Source organism: Rhodanobacter glycinis (assembly GCF_006438785.1).
GTDB lineage: Bacteria > Pseudomonadota > Gammaproteobacteria > Xanthomonadales > Rhodanobacteraceae > Rhodanobacter > Rhodanobacter glycinis_A.
Genome location: NZ_RCZB01000003.1, coordinates 177,632 through 191,113, shown reverse-complemented (window position 1 = coordinate 191,113; position 13,482 = coordinate 177,632). Strand labels below are relative to the sequence as shown.

The 13,482-nt window shown below is 64.4% G+C and carries 17 protein-coding genes, 1 tRNA gene and 1 other RNA gene; 8 read left to right on the top strand and 11 right to left on the bottom strand.

Annotated features, from left to right (window positions below; genetic code table 11):
* Position 1 precedes the first annotated feature (1 nt).
* Positions 2-709, top strand: a complete 708-nt coding sequence (locus EAH75_RS11455) for a haloacid dehalogenase-like hydrolase (RefSeq protein WP_428993512.1) — start codon at positions 2-4, stop codon at positions 707-709.
* Between the two features lie 63 nt (positions 710-772).
* Here the strand turns inward: EAH75_RS11455 and EAH75_RS11450 are convergent, their stop codons facing one another.
* A complete protein-coding gene (locus EAH75_RS11450; protein ID WP_140805502.1) occupies positions 773-1,516 on the bottom strand; it encodes a sulfite exporter TauE/SafE family protein in 744 nt (247 codons plus the stop codon).
* 90 nt (positions 1,517-1,606) lie between these two features.
* Positions 1,607-2,302 (bottom strand): cAMP-activated global transcriptional regulator CRP, encoded by a 696-nt coding sequence (gene crp, locus EAH75_RS11445; RefSeq protein WP_140649678.1) that lies wholly within the window; start codon positions 2,300-2,302, stop codon positions 1,607-1,609.
* Positions 2,303-2,593: 291 nt separating this feature from the next.
* Between crp and speD the strand changes: the two genes are divergently transcribed.
* Positions 2,594-3,379, top strand: a complete 786-nt coding sequence (gene speD / locus EAH75_RS11440) for an adenosylmethionine decarboxylase (RefSeq protein WP_140649218.1) — start codon at positions 2,594-2,596, stop codon at positions 3,377-3,379.
* A gap of 49 nt (positions 3,380-3,428) precedes the next feature.
* On the opposite strand, the gene coq7 is transcribed toward speD, so the two are convergent.
* Both coq7 and EAH75_RS11430 read right to left on the bottom strand, forming a co-directional pair.
* On the bottom strand, positions 3,429-4,070 hold the full coding sequence (coq7, locus tag EAH75_RS11435) for a 2-polyprenyl-3-methyl-6-methoxy-1,4-benzoquinone monooxygenase (RefSeq protein WP_140805501.1): 642 nt from the start codon (positions 4,068-4,070) through the stop codon (positions 3,429-3,431).
* 13 nt (positions 4,071-4,083) lie between these two features.
* Positions 4,084-5,274 (bottom strand): (Fe-S)-binding protein, encoded by a 1,191-nt coding sequence (locus tag EAH75_RS11430; protein WP_241668934.1) that lies wholly within the window; start codon positions 5,272-5,274, stop codon positions 4,084-4,086.
* 160 nt (positions 5,275-5,434) lie between these two features.
* Between EAH75_RS11430 and rplM the strand changes: the two genes are divergently transcribed.
* The 4 genes from rplM (at position 5,435) to EAH75_RS11410 (ending at position 8,620) form a co-directional block, all read left to right on the top strand.
* Positions 5,435-5,863 carry a 50S ribosomal protein L13 gene (gene rplM / locus EAH75_RS11425; protein ID WP_140649224.1) on the top strand — a complete coding sequence of 143 codons (429 nt, stop codon included), beginning with the start codon at positions 5,435-5,437 and terminating at the stop codon, positions 5,861-5,863.
* A 9-nt stretch (positions 5,864-5,872) separates the two neighbouring features.
* Positions 5,873-6,265 (top strand): 30S ribosomal protein S9, encoded by a 393-nt coding sequence (gene rpsI / locus EAH75_RS11420; RefSeq protein ID WP_140649226.1) that lies wholly within the window; start codon positions 5,873-5,875, stop codon positions 6,263-6,265.
* Positions 6,266-6,332: 67 nt separating this feature from the next.
* Positions 6,333-6,406: transfer RNA gene (locus EAH75_RS11415), tRNA-Gln, on the top strand.
* 306 nt (positions 6,407-6,712) lie between these two features.
* Positions 6,713-8,620, top strand: a complete 1,908-nt coding sequence (locus EAH75_RS11410; RefSeq protein WP_140805499.1) for a chloride channel protein — start codon at positions 6,713-6,715, stop codon at positions 8,618-8,620.
* Between the two features lie 39 nt (positions 8,621-8,659).
* On the opposite strand, the gene rpiA is transcribed toward EAH75_RS11410, so the two are convergent.
* The 6 genes from rpiA to EAH75_RS11380 all read right to left on the bottom strand — a co-directional run bounded on the left by rpiA (position 8,660) and on the right by EAH75_RS11380 (position 11,329).
* Complete coding sequence (rpiA, locus tag EAH75_RS11405) at positions 8,660-9,301, bottom strand: ribose-5-phosphate isomerase RpiA (protein WP_140649231.1); 642 nt, start codon at positions 9,299-9,301, stop codon at positions 8,660-8,662.
* Positions 9,302-9,364: 63 nt separating this feature from the next.
* Entirely contained in the window at positions 9,365-9,832 is a 468-nt protein-coding gene (locus tag EAH75_RS11400; RefSeq protein ID WP_193557770.1) for an EVE domain-containing protein, read from the bottom strand.
* The gene (locus EAH75_RS11395) at positions 9,829-10,434 is read right to left on the bottom strand and encodes a 5-formyltetrahydrofolate cyclo-ligase (RefSeq protein WP_140805498.1); all 606 of its coding nucleotides are present in this window, start codon (positions 10,432-10,434) and stop codon (positions 9,829-9,831) included. The genes EAH75_RS11400 and EAH75_RS11395 overlap by 4 nt, the downstream gene beginning before the upstream one ends.
* Before the next feature lie 65 nt (positions 10,435-10,499).
* Positions 10,500-10,686: non-coding RNA, 6S RNA (ssrS, locus tag EAH75_RS11390), on the bottom strand.
* 86 nt (positions 10,687-10,772) lie between these two features.
* Positions 10,773-11,081 carry a cell division protein ZapA gene (locus tag EAH75_RS11385; RefSeq protein ID WP_140649235.1) on the bottom strand — a complete coding sequence of 103 codons (309 nt, stop codon included), beginning with the start codon at positions 11,079-11,081 and terminating at the stop codon, positions 10,773-10,775.
* Positions 11,082-11,089: 8 nt separating this feature from the next.
* Complete coding sequence (locus EAH75_RS11380; RefSeq protein ID WP_140649238.1) at positions 11,090-11,329, bottom strand: TIGR02449 family protein; 240 nt, start codon at positions 11,327-11,329, stop codon at positions 11,090-11,092.
* Positions 11,330-11,440: 111 nt separating this feature from the next.
* Between EAH75_RS11380 and EAH75_RS11375 the strand changes: the two genes are divergently transcribed.
* Both EAH75_RS11375 and EAH75_RS11370 read left to right on the top strand, forming a co-directional pair.
* Positions 11,441-12,004 (top strand): UPF0149 family protein, encoded by a 564-nt coding sequence (locus EAH75_RS11375; RefSeq protein ID WP_140649241.1) that lies wholly within the window; start codon positions 11,441-11,443, stop codon positions 12,002-12,004.
* Positions 12,001-13,344, top strand: a complete 1,344-nt coding sequence (locus tag EAH75_RS11370; protein ID WP_140805497.1) for an aminopeptidase P N-terminal domain-containing protein — start codon at positions 12,001-12,003, stop codon at positions 13,342-13,344. Before EAH75_RS11375 ends, EAH75_RS11370 begins: the two co-directional genes overlap by 4 nt.
* Here the strand turns inward: EAH75_RS11370 and cydX are convergent.
* On the bottom strand, positions 13,341-13,481 hold the full coding sequence (gene cydX / locus EAH75_RS11365) for a cytochrome bd-I oxidase subunit CydX (RefSeq protein WP_140649245.1): 141 nt from the start codon (positions 13,479-13,481) through the stop codon (positions 13,341-13,343). The two genes, EAH75_RS11370 and cydX, sit on opposite strands and share 4 nt — an antisense overlap.
* Position 13,482: the final 1 nt, after the last annotated feature.

The following is a 13,482-nucleotide window of genomic DNA, read 5'->3' as shown; positions in this document are numbered from 1 at the left end:
CATCCTGCTGAAGGATGCGGCACCGGTGCGGCCGGTCGACACGGCCGAGGCGGGTGTGGCGTTGCCGCGGGTGGTGCTGTTCGATTTCGACGGCGTGCTGATTCACGGCGATTCGTTCTATCTGTTCATGCGCGAGCGTTACATGCATTCGTTCTGGCGCCCGCTGCTGGCCTTGTTGAGCGCACCGTTGTTGCTGGTGCAGCTGCCGTTCTCGCGGCGATTGCCGGTGCGCGTGCTGGTGCGCATTGCCCTGCTCGGGCTGGGCGAGCGACGTTACCAGGCTGTCGCGGGCGTGTTCGCCGACACGCTGGCGCGCCGGCCGCGGCAATTCTGTCGCGATGGCCTGCAGGCACTGCGTCGGCATCAGGCACAAGGCGACCGGGTGATCGTGGTGACCGGCTGCGAGTACACCCTGGTCAGCCGCGTCCTGCAGCAGCTCGGGCTGGCGAATCTGGAAATACTGGCCTCGCAACTGCGCCCCGGTTGGCTCGGCATGCGGTTGCTGCGGCACAACGTGGGCAGGCGCAAGGTGCAGTTGCTGGCGCAGCACGGAATCACCGCCTGGCAGGTGGCATATGGCGATTCGATGTACGACGCACCCATGCTGAAAGTGGCGACCGAAGCGGTGCTGGTCAACGGCACGCCCACGCTGTGCAAGAAGATCGAGAAGGCGCTGGGGCGGGCGGTCACCCGCGTCGAATGGTTCTGATGCCGTCGTGCTGCTGCGTACCCGGCGTGCTGCGGCAGGTCGCGGCGATGGCGCCGAGCGGATCTACGGCAGGGTCCGCACCAACTGACCCAGGCTGATCAGCACGATCAGGCTGCCGACCGCCGCCATCACGGTGCGCTCGGGCAGATGCCGTACCAGCCACGCGGCGAACGGCGCGGCGATCACCCCGCCGGTGAGCAGGCCGAGCACGATCGACCAGTGACCGATGCCGATATGCCAGACCAGGGTGGTCGAAATACATACCGTCACCACGAATTCGGCCGCGTTGACCGAGCCGATCGTGCTGCGTACGCCGCCGCCGCGGGCGATCAGTGTGCTGGTGGCCAACGGCCCCCAGCCACCACCACCGATCGCGTCGAGCAGGCCGGCGAAAAACCCCAGCACGCCACTGTGCTGCACCTGATGGCGGATCAGGCGCTTGCCGAACGCGCGCAGCAACACCATGACGCCGAGGATCAGCAGGTAGGCGTTGACGAACGGCCGGATCGCCTCGCCCGGCACGTTGGCCAGGAAGGTTGCACCCAGAATGCCGCCGATCGCGCCGGGAATGGCCAGCTGCCAGAACAGTTTCCAGCGCACATTGCCGAACCACGCATGGGATGCGCCGGAGACGCCGGTGGTGAACACTTCGGCGGTGTGCACCGTGGCGCTGGCCAGCGCGGGCGGCAGGCCCAGCGCCAGCAGGATCGAATTGGAGACCAGGCCGTAAGCCATGCCGAGCGCGCCGTCGACGAGCTGAGCCAGCAGGCCCACGCCGGCGAATATGAGAAACTGCTCGTAGTCCAAGCGCGGCCTCGCAACCGATGACGAGGATTCATCCTCCGCCAACTTTCGTAAAAAACCGGTTCAGTCGACCGGCCGGGCGGAACCCCGCTCTCAGCGTGTGCCGCGCACCACGATGGTCTTGCCGGAGACATCGATCATCCGCTGTTCCTCCAGCTGCTTGAGCACGCGACCGACCATCTCGCGTGAGCAACCGACGATGCGGCTCACTTCCTGGCGCGAGATGCGGATCTGGGTGCCGTCCGGATGGGTCATCGAATCCGGTTCCTGGCACAGGTCGAGCAGGGTGCGCGAGATGCGGTTGGTGACGTCCATGAACGCCATCCGGCTGACCTGGCGCGAAGTGCGCAGCAGACGGTTGGTGAGTTGCGAGCCGATCGCGAACAGGATCTTCGGACACTCCTCGCGCAGCGGGCCTTCCATCAGCTGGAACAGCCGCTCGTAGCTGATCTCGGCCATCTCGCACGGGGTGCGCGTGCGCACCATCGACTCGCGCTGCGCCTGCTCCACGAACAGACCCATTTCGCCGATGAACTGCCCACGGCTGATATAGGCGAGGATCAGCTCGCGACCCTGCTCGTCCTCGGTGCATACCGCCAGCGAGCCGTCAATCACGTAATAGAGCGTGTTGGCCGGGTCGCCGGGGCGGATGATCGCGGTCTTGCCCGGGTAGCGCCGGCGATGGCACATCCCGAGGAAGCGCTCCATCGTGGCCGGATCCGGCGCAAAGTTGAGCGGGGCCTGCGAGCGTTCGAAAGCTTGTTGAAGCTGGTATTTGAGTTGCGCCACGATTACCCCCGACAGATGGCTGGCTACGGTGACCGCCACCGCAAATGCGGCATGCGTGTCCGTATTCACCCTTGCAAGCTTGGCATTATGGCAAACCTGAGCGGCTTGCCGCAGGTTCAATTTCTTTTCTTTTTCCCGCATACTTCGCGGTCTTTCGGATCCGGCAAGTTTGCCGCATGCCGTTCACAAGGGTCGTGCAGGCTGTCGCCTGTGCTCCACACTATATCGCGGGGACCCTTGTCGCTAACCCGCCTCTACTGCTGACCGAAGTCCGGTCATGGAGAGCCGCCCGTGGTCAAACCGCTTCCCCGTCTGCGCCTGCAGGGTTTCAACAACCTGACCAAGGCACTGAGCTTCAACATCTACGACATCTGCTATGCGGTGTCCGAGGACCAGCGTCGTCGCTACATCGAGTACATCGATGAGCAGTACGACGCCGACCGCCTGACCCAGATCCTCACCGACGTGGCGGAGATCATCGGCGCGAACATCCTCAACATCGCGCGCCAGGACTACGATCCGCAGGGCGCCTCGGTGACCATGCTGATCTCCGAAGAGCCGGTGGTCGAGAAGCTCGGCCGCGACACCATTTCCGGTGCCGTCGTCGCGCATATGGACAAGAGTCACATCACCGTCCATACCTACCCGGAAACGCATCCGCACAACGGTATCGCGACGTTCCGCGCGGACATCGACGTGGCCACCTGCGGCGTGATCTCGCCGCTGAAGGCGTTGAACTACCTGATCGACAGCTTCGAGTCGGACATCGTCATCGCCGACTACCGCGTGCGCGGCTTCACCCGCGACGTGAAGGGCAAGAAGCACTTCATCGACCACAAGATCAATTCGGTGCAGGATTACCTGGCCAAGCACATCCGCCAGAAGTACGAGATGTTCGACGTCAACGTGTACCAGGAAAACATGTTCCACACGAAGATGCACATCAAGGACTTCGATCTCGATACTTACCTGTTTGAGGCACACGCCGACGACCTCTCGTTCAAGGAGCGTCAGCGCATCGAGCAGCTGCTGCGCCGCGAGATCGAGGAACTGTTCCACGGACGCAACCTGATGTGACGAAAAACCCGCCGAGAGGCGGGTTTTTTCATGGCAACAGTTATTGGTCCTACACGCGATACGCCACCGCTTTCATCACCATCGAGCTGACGTGCATCAGCTGCGGCAACGGGAACGGCAGTTCGACGCCACCACGTTGCTGTGCCGCCTGTGCGTGGCGGATCTCGTCGATCTGCATCTGCTTCAGCACCACGCGCGAGCGTTCGTCCTGGGCAGGCAATTTTTCCAGGTGTTCGGCCAGATGGGTTTCCACCTGGCGCTCGGTCTCGACCACGAAGCCGAGGCTGACCGGATCGCCGGCCAGTGCGGCGGCTGCGCCGATCGCATAGCTGCCCGCGTACCACAGCGGATTGAGCAGACTGGGGCGGCTGTCCAGCTGCTGCAGGCGTTGCGCACACCAGGCCAGGTGATCGGTTTCCTCGGCGGCAGCGTGCAGCAGGTGCTCGCGGTTGTCGGCGGCGCGCGCCAGTGCGGCCTGGCCGAAATACAGCGCCTGCGCGCAGACCTCGCCGGTATGGTTGATTCGCATCAGACCGGCGGCATGCCGGCGCTCGGCTTCATCCAGCTCCGCTTCGACGATGCCGGCGGCGGGTGAGGGACGGTGCGCCTGCGGCGAACCGGCGATCGCTTCCAGCGCGCGTTCGCAACCGGCCAGCAGGCGGTCGAGCGGGCTCAGCGTGCGGATGTTCATGGGTGTTCCTGTTTCAATGGCTATGTTCCAGTTGTTGAGCCAGCAGGGTTAGCGGGTGCTGGCTTGGCCAGGACAAGCCCTGCTGCTCGATGCCGGCGTCCAGGTGCAGGCGACAACCGATATTGGACGACAACAACCGCCGCGGTTCCAGCGTGGCGGCTTTCCGCAGCGTATCGTCACGCAGTTGCGCAGCGCGTTCAGGAAATTCCAGCAGATGGCTGCCGGCCGCGCCGCAGCAGTACGGTGGCCGCGGCAACGTCGACACATCGAGCCCGGGTATGCGACGCAGCAATTGCAGCAGGGCGGCATCGGTGCGCGCCACGTTGATCTGCGTACATGGCAGATGCAGCGCCACCTTTTGCAGCAACGGGCGGAAACTCAGGGTCGCGGCATGCTCGGCCAGCAGTTCCACGGGATCGAGGACACTCACGCCGGGCAACGCACGACGCAGCGTGCCGAGGCAGCCGGGCGTCACCGAAAGCAACCGGGTCGCCCCGCTCGCGGCCCAGGCCCGGCGCACATGTTGCGCGGCCTGTTCAGCGGCATCGGCTGCACCCGCATGCAGGTCCATCGCTCCGCAGCAGAACGCCGGCAGCACGCTGACGTGAAAACCCACCGCCTGCAGCAGGGTGATTGCCGCCTGCTGCGCTTGCGCATCGTCGATGCTGGCCACGCAGCCGGGAAACAGGGCCAGTTGGGGGCGGTTGCCCGATGGCTGCTGCCGAGCCTGAACGCGCACGGTCGGCGCTGCAGCCGGCAGGTTGAGCAGGGCAGCACGCCACGGCGAATGGGTTGAGAATCGTCGCGCCAGCTCGTTCTTCCAGCGCGGCAGGGCGATCCAGCGACCGAGCTGGCGCACTACGCGCAGTAATGTCGGTCGCTTGAGCAGGTCCAGCAGCAGGCGCGGCCGTCGCGCCGGTGGCCCGAGCAGGGCACGGGTCTCGATCAGCAATTCACCGTATTGCACGTTGGCCGGGCAAACCGTTTCGCAGTTCAGGCAGCCCAGGCAGTGATCCAGGTGTTCGCGCAGCCCGGAAGTGGGGTCGACCAGCCCTCGGGCAAGGGCGGAAGCGATGGCGATACGGCCGCGCGGCGACTCCGCCTCGTTTCGATCCAGCGCATAGGTGGGGCAAACCGGCAGGCACAACCCGCATTGCACGCATTGATCGGCCAGTTCGGCAATGCGGCCGGCAGGCGCGGGCATGGGGGACTTTTCAAGCGGCATGCTCATCATGCTATCATTGCCAACTCACAGCCCGCCGGTCGGTGGGCTTGCGCCATGGATGACGGCTCCGCTATCATCTCGCGCCTTTGATCCACCGATTACGCGTACCGCCTCACGGCGGCAGAACAGGTATTCTGAAATGAAAACGTTTAGCGCCAATGCAGACAACGTCAAGCGCGACTGGTTCGTGGTCGATGCCACGAACAAGACGCTCGGTCGCCTGTCGACCGAGATCGCCCGTCGTCTGCGCGGCAAGCACAAGCCGGAATACACCCCGCATTGCGACACCGGCGATTATATCGTGGTGATCAATGCGCAGAAGGTGCATGTCACCGGTGCCAAGCTGGACGACAAGAAGTACCACCGCTTTACCGGCTACATCGGCAACCTGAAGACCACCAGTCTGAAGGATCTGCTGGCGACCTATCCGGAGCGCGTGATCGAGATTGCCGTCAAGGGCATGCTGCCGAAGAATCCGCTGGGCCGCGAGATGTACCGCAAGCTCAAGGTCTACGGCGGTGCCGAGCATCCGCATACCGCACAGCAGCCGCAGGCGCTGGAACTCTAAGGAACCATCATGACGATCCAGCAGAATTACGGCACTGGCCGCCGCAAAACCTCCGCCGCCCGCGTGTTCCTGCGCAAGGGCAAGGGCGAGATCGTGGTCAATGGCAAGTCGCTTGAGGCGTTTTTCGGCCGCGAGACCTCTTGCATGATCGTGCGCCAGCCGCTCGAATTGACCGACAACATCAGCAAGTTCGACATCATGGTCACGGTCGCCGGCGGTGGCATCACCGGTCAGGCCGGCGCGATCCGCCTGGGCATCGCCCGCGCGCTGATCGAATATGATGAAACCTTGAAGTCCCCGCTGCGCAAGGCCGGTTTCGTGACCCGCGACGCCCGCGAAGTCGAGCGCAAGAAGGTCGGTCTGCACAAGGCCCGTCGCGCAACACAGTTCTCCAAGCGCTAACTCCTCTACGGGATTTGCGTTGTGGTTCGATGCACCAACGGTCAGAGCGCATCGTTCCAGCTATTTTTGGGAGATCGTCTAACGGTAGGACGACAGCCTCTGACGCTGTCTATCTAGGTTCGAATCCTAGTCTCCCAGCCAAAATAAAAAACCCGCCCTCGTGGCGGGTTTTTTATTTTGATCTGCGGAAACAGGAGGCAAACCACATTCGACAATTTTGTCTGGAACAAAATTGGACAGCCGCAGGCTGGCTCCGCGAAGCGGAGTTTGGCCCAGGAATGGGCCAAACAATCCTAGTCTCCCAGTACCCGCGATATTCATTGCGTCCAGTAGCGGCATTTGCCTTTCTCCCAAAAGCCAAGCCCAAACCACCATTCGCAAAAACCTGCCTCTTCGGTTCCTCCACCCAGCAGCGTAAAATTTCCGCCTTTACCCTGCGGCAAACCGATGACCCCCGAAACAGAAAACGCTGCCGGGCATGCCAACGTGCGCCTCGAAGGCAGCACCGACGCCTTGCCCCTGTCGCCGTCGCTTGGCGTGACCCTCGACGCCACCCGCATGCCACGACGCTCGACCCTGGTGGATCGTCGGGTGTTGCGCATCACGGCGGTGGCGATATTGCTGGGCGTTGCGGCGGCTTTCATCGCACGGATCCTCACCGCATTGATCGGACTGGTGACGAACCTGGCGTTCTATGGTCGGGTGTCGACGGCATTCAGCTCGCCGGCCGATAACCACCTGGGACTGTGGGTGATCGCGGTGCCTGTAATCGGTGGCCTGATCGTCGGTGTGATGGCGCGCTGGGGTTCGCGTGCGATCCGCGGCCACGGCATTCCGGAAGCGATGGAGCAGGTGTTGCTCAACGAGTCGAAGATCCCACCGAGGATCACCTTCCTGAAGCCGATTTCCTCGGCGATCGCGATTGGCACCGGTGGTCCGTTCGGCGCGGAGGGCCCGATCATCGCCACCGGCGGCGCACTCGGTTCGTTCGTCGGCCAGCTGCTGCATGTCACCGGTGCCGAGCGCAAGGTGTTGCTGGCGGCCGGTGCGGCGGCAGGCATGGCGGCGGTATTCGGCTCGCCGGTCGCTGCGGTGGTGCTGGCGATCGAACTGCTGCTGTTCGAGCTGCGCCCGCGCTCGCTGATTCCGGTGGCGCTGGCGACGGTGGCGGCGACTGGCGTGCGTTACGCGATGGTGGGTTCGGCACCGGTGTTCGCAATGCCGGCGCTGGCCACACCGGGCCTGATGGCGCTGCTTTCGTACGTCGGCATCGGTGCCGTGCTTGGCCTGATCAGCGTGGGCGTGACACGTCTCGTCTACGGCATCGAGGATGTGTTCGAGAAGCTGCCGATTCACTGGATGTGGTGGCCGGCGATCGGTGGCGTCGCGGTGGGTGTGGTCGGCTATTTCGCGCCGCTGACGCTGGGCGTGGGCTATACCAACATCGAGAACATCGTGTCCGGTCAGCTCACCATGCAGGCGCTGGCGTTCCTGTGCGTGATGAAATTCCTGTCGTGGTCGATCGCGTTGGGCAGCGGTACGTCCGGCGGTACGCTGGCGCCGTTGTTTACCATCGGCGGTGCGCTGGGTGCGCTGCTCGGCCTGGGCATCGCGGCGCTGGTGCCGCAGTTAGGCATCGATCCGCGCATCGCGGCGCTGGTCGGCATGGCGGCGATCTTCGCCGGCTCCGCGCGTGCGTTGCTGACGGCCGTGGTGTTTGCGTTCGAAACCACCGGCCAGCCAGCCGGGCTGTTGCCCTTGCTCGGCGGCTGCACGGCGGCGTACCTGATTTCCGCACTGATGATGCGCAACACCATCATGACCGAGAAGATTGCTCGCCGTGGCGTGCGCGTGCCGGCCGAATACGCCGCCGATTACCTGGATCAGGTGGTGGTACGCGACGCCTGCACGCACGAGGTGGTGACCTTGCGTACCACACAGACGCTGGCCGAAGTGCGCCGCTGGTTCAACGAAGGTCTGCCCGACATGCAGCATCAGGGCTACCCGGTGATCGACGAAGCAGGCCACGTGCGTGGTGTGCTGACCCGTCGCACCCTGCTGGATCCGCAATGGCATTACACGCTGTCGCTGGGTGAGCTGGTACTGCGCGAGCCGATCGTGGTGAAGGAAAGCCATTCCTTGCGCGAAGCGGCCGACCACATGGTGGCGCAGAACGTCGGTCGCCTGATCGTGGTGGGTGACGAGGCACCGCACATGCTGGTCGGCATCCTCACCCGCGGCGATATTCTCACCGCGCATGGGCAGCGTCTGCAGGAGGCACGCCAGTCCGGGCGCTATCTGCATTTCCGCAAGGGACGTGTGGTGAAACGTCCGGTCAAGCCGAGCGGCGGCTGAATATAGGTAAGGTGTCGGCGCTGGCTGACACCAGCGCCATCACATCTCGCGATCGCCGATCAGCACCACGTCGGCGGGTCGTCGCGCGAACAGGCCGACCGTGACGATGCCGGGCAGTTGATTGAGCTCGCTTTCCAGTGCGGCCGGGTCGACGATCTGCCAGCCATGCACATCAATGATCCAGTTACCGTTGTCGGTGACCACGCCATCGCGCCACACCGGCTGGCCGCCGCGCTTGACGATCTCGCGACCGATCAGGCTGCGCGCCATCGGGATCACCTCGATCGGTACCGGAAACTTGCCGAGCAGGTCGACCCGCTTGCTGGAGTCGATGATGCAGACGAATTTCTCGCTGGCCGCGGCGACGATCTTTTCGCGCGTCAGCGCTGCGCCGCCGCCCTTGATCAGGCGCTTGTACGGGTCGCACTCGTCGGCGCCGTCGATATAGATTGTCAGCGGGCCGGCGCTGTTGAGGTCGAGCACCGGAATGCCGAGCCGCTTCAGTTGCGCGGTGGACTGTTCCGAGCTGGACACCGCGCCCTGGATGCGATCCTTCAGATCGGCCAGCGCGTCGATGAAGAACGCCACGGTGGAGCCGGTACCGACACCGACGATGGCGCCGTCCTCCACATAGCGGATCGCGGCCTCACCGGCCTGGCGTTTTTCGTTGGCGTTGCTCATGGCATCGGTTCCGGGAAGAGGTGGTCTGGACAGTGGATGGACACAGCATGGAGCTGACTCGCATCATTCGAGCGTGAGGATGTAGCGCCATTCGGTGGCAGCTACCGGCATCACCGACAGCCGGTTGCCTTTGCGCAGCAGCTGCATTTCATCCAGCGCGTCGTGACCCTTGAGTTCGTCCAGCGTGATCGTGCGCTTGAGCTTCTTCACGAACTTCACGTCGACCAGCATCCAGCGCGGTTCCTCGCGCTTGCTGGCGGGATCGAAATACTTGCTCTTGGCATCGAACTGGCTGGGATCGGGGTAAGCGTCGGAGGCGACCTCGGCGATGCCGACGATGCCGGGCTCGGCGCAGTTGGAGTGATAGAAGAACACCTTGTCGCCGGGCCGCATGCCGTCGCGCATGAAGTTGCGCGCCTGGTAGTTGCGTACGCCGTCCCAGGCTTCGGTGCGCTTGCGCTTGAGATCGTCGATCGAGAATGCCTCGGGCTCGGATTTCATCAGCCAGTGTCGGATGGGACGTTCGGTCATGCAGTCGGCTCCAGGTGGCAATCGATCAGCTCGCGATCGGTGGCGATGAAATCAAGCGCAACATCCCAGGATTCCTCATTCACGATTTCCAGTTCCTGGAAATCGTAGGCGATGCCGACCAGCAGCGGTTCGGTCGGGCGTACCTGCTCGTTGAGGAAGGCGAAGCTGCGATCGTAGTAGCCGCCACCGTGGCCGAGTCGGTTGCCGCGGCGGTCGAAGCCGAGCAGTGGCACGAACACCAGGTCGAGCTGGAACGGCTCGAACAGCTCGCCGGGCCCGACCGGCTCGGGGATGCCGTAACGGTTCGGCTGCACCTCGTCACCGGATTGCCATGGCGCGAAACGCAGATGCTTGCCCTTGCCGATCACGGGCAGCAGGAACTGCTGGCCGCGTGCGGCCAGCGGCGGGATCACCAGGTTCAGCGGCAGCTCGCCGTGGCTGGCCCAGTAGCCGGCCACGCGCGCATCGGTGAGGTATTCGGGCAATTGCTCAAGGCTGCGACGCAAGCCTTGCGCGGCGCTCATGCGTTCGGGCGGGGTGAGGGCACGGCGCTGGTCGGCCAGGCGCTGGCGAAGCTCGTGTCGTTGGGCGGTGGCGTCCACGTTTCGAGCGTCTCCATCGAAAAGTCGCCCCGTTCATCGCGGGACGAACGGGGCGGGTAGAAGTGGCGTCAACCGCGATGCCGCTGCCCACCAAACGACCTTGATCCAAGATGGATCAGGTGGGAGAGCTACATGGTCTCAAGGCTTTCCGCACGTGGCGGACATGCACAACAACCGATGTGAAGCCGACCCGGGGCCGTATTTAGGAACAAGGCAAATGTAAGAGTGTGCTGGCGCACATCGCAGAAAACGCCGAGGCCGATTTTAGGCGCTTGCTCGCCAATGTGCCACTGGCGAATGACAGTTCGGGTTCATCGAACGGCGCGACGCGGCTGCTTTCAACGCTTCAGCGGATCGCTCTCGAGCGCGGCATCCAACTTGCTTCGCAGCGTGGCCAGGCCATCGCTGAGGCGTTGTTCCTGGGCGTCGTGCTGCTTGCGCAGGGTGAGGAATTCATGGGTGACGCTGATCGCGGTCAGCACCGCCAGCCGTTCGAAGCTGGGCGCCTTGGCATTGGCGCGCAGTTCGCGCATCTTGCGGTCGAGAAAGCCGGCCGCTTCAAGCAGGCCATCGCGCTCTTCCGGTGCGCAGGCGATCAGGAATTCGCGGTCGATCAGTCGCAGCGCGACCGGTTCACTGCTGGACATGGGCTCTATCAACCGTTGCTTTCAAGCGATTTCAGTCGCTGGATCATCGCTTCGACGCGGCCACGTGCCTGCTCGTTGCGTGCCAGCAAACCCGCGCGCTCGCCGGACAACTGCTCCTGGCTGTGGCGCAGGCTGCGGTTTTCCTCGGTGAGCCGGCGCACGGTATCGAGCAGCCGGTCCAGCTGCTGACCCAAGGCGACCAGCTCCTGATGGACAGGGTCGGAATGAACGTGATCGGGCGTACTCATGCACGAAACTATAACAGGACGCTGGCGGAAATCAGCCGGTCTCGGGCAGGGGTGCGTGGCCGGCCCGGTGGCTGCATTAAACTGGCAGTCATTCCTTGAAGGAGCAGCGCCATGACGGCTACCGAGCTTGTGGGCCATGACGATATCGACGCGCTGATCATGCGCCTGCGGTTGGGCACCGAAGCCAGCGAATTGCACGGCTCGCTGTGTGGTTATCTGGCCGGCGGAGGTTCGTTGCGTGGCACCTCGGTGCTGGGCGCGCTGCAACTGGACGGCGAGGCCACCGATCCCTCGCCGGACGATCAGGCGTTGCTGCAGCGTCTGGCCAGGCAGTGCGAAACCGAGCTGGCCGATCCGGAGCTGGGGTTCGAGCCGTCGCTGCCCGCCGACGACCGCCCGTTGACCGAGCGCGCCGACGCGATGGTCGACTGGTGCCGCGGATTCTTGGGCGGCTTCGGCCTCGCCGGTACCGCGGCGCATGCGCAGCTGTCCGAGGAGGCACAGGAAATCCTGCGCGACCTCGGCACGGTGGCGGCCTCGTCGTTCGATTTCGGCAACGAAGCCGAGGATGAGGACGCCTTGATCGAGGTGCAGGAGTTTGTGCGGGTCGCCGCCATGCTGCTGCATACCGAATGCACCGCGCACGATCCATCCGCCAGCGGCACCTTGCATTGATCCCCAGTAGCGTATCGAACCTGGCCGCGCTGGCGATCACCAGGGACGAGTTCGCGCGTCGCCGCCGCCAGCTGATGCAGATGGCCGGCGAAGACGGCGTGCTGCTGGTTGCGTCTGCGCCTGAGCGCATGCGCAACGCGGATGCGGCATGGCCGTACCGGCAGGACTCGGACTTCCACTATCTGGCGGGCTTCCCCGAAGCCGATGCGGTGCTGGCGTTGCTGCCCGGTCGCAAGCATGGCGAGGTGGTGCTGTTCTGTCGTGAATACGATCCGGCGCGCGCACGCTGGCATGGCCCGTCGATCGGCACCGAGCAGGCGGTGGCCGGCTACGGCATGGACGATGCATTTCCGATCGAGGACATCGACGACATCCTGCCCGGCATGATCGAGGGGCGCGCTCGCGTGTACTGCCATTTCGGCCGCGAACCGGAGTTCGATGCGCAACTGCTGGGCTGGATGCGCAAATTGCGCCAGTTGCGCGGCGGCGGCATGGTGCCCAAGGAATTCGTGGCGCTCGGCCATCTGTTGCACGACTTGCGGCTGTACAAGTCGCGCGCCGAGCTGAAGCTGATACGCGCCTCGGCCGCGATCGCGGTCGAGGCGCATCTGGCCGCCATGCACGTCGCCATGCCGGGTCGCCTGGAGTACGAAGTTGAAGCCGAGCTTCTGCGCGTGATGCGCAGCCGCGGTGCGGTGCCGGCATTCGCGCCGATCATCGCCGGCGGCGCGAATGCCTGCGTGATGCATTATCAGAGCCATCGCGCGTCGCTGCGCGAGGGCGACCTGCTGTTGATCGACGCGGGTGCCGAGCTGGACTGCTATGCGTCCGACATCAGCCGCACGTTTCCGTTGAACGGTCGCTACAGCCGCGAGCAGCGCGCGCTGTACGAAGTGGTGCTGGCCGCACAGCTGGCGGCCATCGACGAAGTACGGCCCGGCCGGCCGTTCAGTGCCGCGCATACGGCGGCGGTGCGCGTGCTGACAGAAGGGCTGTGCGAGCTTGGCCTGCTCAAGGGCGATGCGGATGCGGCGATTGCCGACGGCAGCTACCAGCGCTTCTTCCCGGCCAAGACCGGTCACTGGCTGGGGCTGGACGTGCACGACGTGGGCGATTACCGCGTCGGCGGCGAATCGCGCCTGCTGGAGCCGGACATGGTGCTGACGGTGGAACCGGGCCTGTACGTGGCGCCGGACGATCGCACGGTGGCCGAGCGCTGGCGCGGTATCGGCATCCGCATCGAGGACGACGTGGCGGTGACTCGTGACGGCAGCGAGGTACTCACCGCGGCGATGCCGAAAGACGCGGAGGCGATCGAGGCGCTGCTGGCCGCGCGTTAGCCCAACTCGTCCGGCAGCTGTGAATCTTCACGTAGACGATTCGCCGTATCGGTGGCATGCACCTCGTACCACATCGCATTGAGGATGGCGAAGGCGCAGGCCAGGCCGAGACCGAGGATCCATGAGAAATACCACATC

What these genes read in the sequence shown, in the direction of transcription:
- coq7 (WP_140805501.1), bottom strand. Translation starts at nt 4,070, where the DNA reads ATGAACATCCGCACGCTGAGCCCGCTCGACCGCCTGCTGGCCGGTTGC.
- EAH75_RS11430 (WP_241668934.1), bottom strand. Translation starts at nt 5,274, where the DNA reads ATGCCCGCGCCTGCCGGCCGCATTGCCGAACTGGCCGATCAATGCGTG.
- rplM (WP_140649224.1), top strand. Translation starts at nt 5,435, where the DNA reads ATGAAAACGTTTAGCGCCAATGCAGACAACGTCAAGCGCGACTGGTTC.
- rpsI (WP_140649226.1), top strand. Translation starts at nt 5,873, where the DNA reads ATGACGATCCAGCAGAATTACGGCACTGGCCGCCGCAAAACCTCCGCC.
- EAH75_RS11410 (WP_140805499.1), top strand. Translation starts at nt 6,713, where the DNA reads ATGACCCCCGAAACAGAAAACGCTGCCGGGCATGCCAACGTGCGCCTC.
- rpiA (WP_140649231.1), bottom strand. Translation starts at nt 9,301, where the DNA reads ATGAGCAACGCCAACGAAAAACGCCAGGCCGGTGAGGCCGCGATCCGC.
- EAH75_RS11400 (WP_193557770.1), bottom strand. Translation starts at nt 9,832, where the DNA reads ATGACCGAACGTCCCATCCGACACTGGCTGATGAAATCCGAGCCCGAG.
- EAH75_RS11385 (WP_140649235.1), bottom strand. Translation starts at nt 11,081, where the DNA reads ATGTCCAGCAGTGAACCGGTCGCGCTGCGACTGATCGACCGCGAATTC.
- EAH75_RS11380 (WP_140649238.1), bottom strand. Translation starts at nt 11,329, where the DNA reads ATGAGTACGCCCGATCACGTTCATTCCGACCCTGTCCATCAGGAGCTG.
- EAH75_RS11375 (WP_140649241.1), top strand. Translation starts at nt 11,441, where the DNA reads ATGACGGCTACCGAGCTTGTGGGCCATGACGATATCGACGCGCTGATC.
- cydX (WP_140649245.1), bottom strand. Translation starts at nt 13,481, where the DNA reads ATGTGGTATTTCTCATGGATCCTCGGTCTCGGCCTGGCCTGCGCCTTC.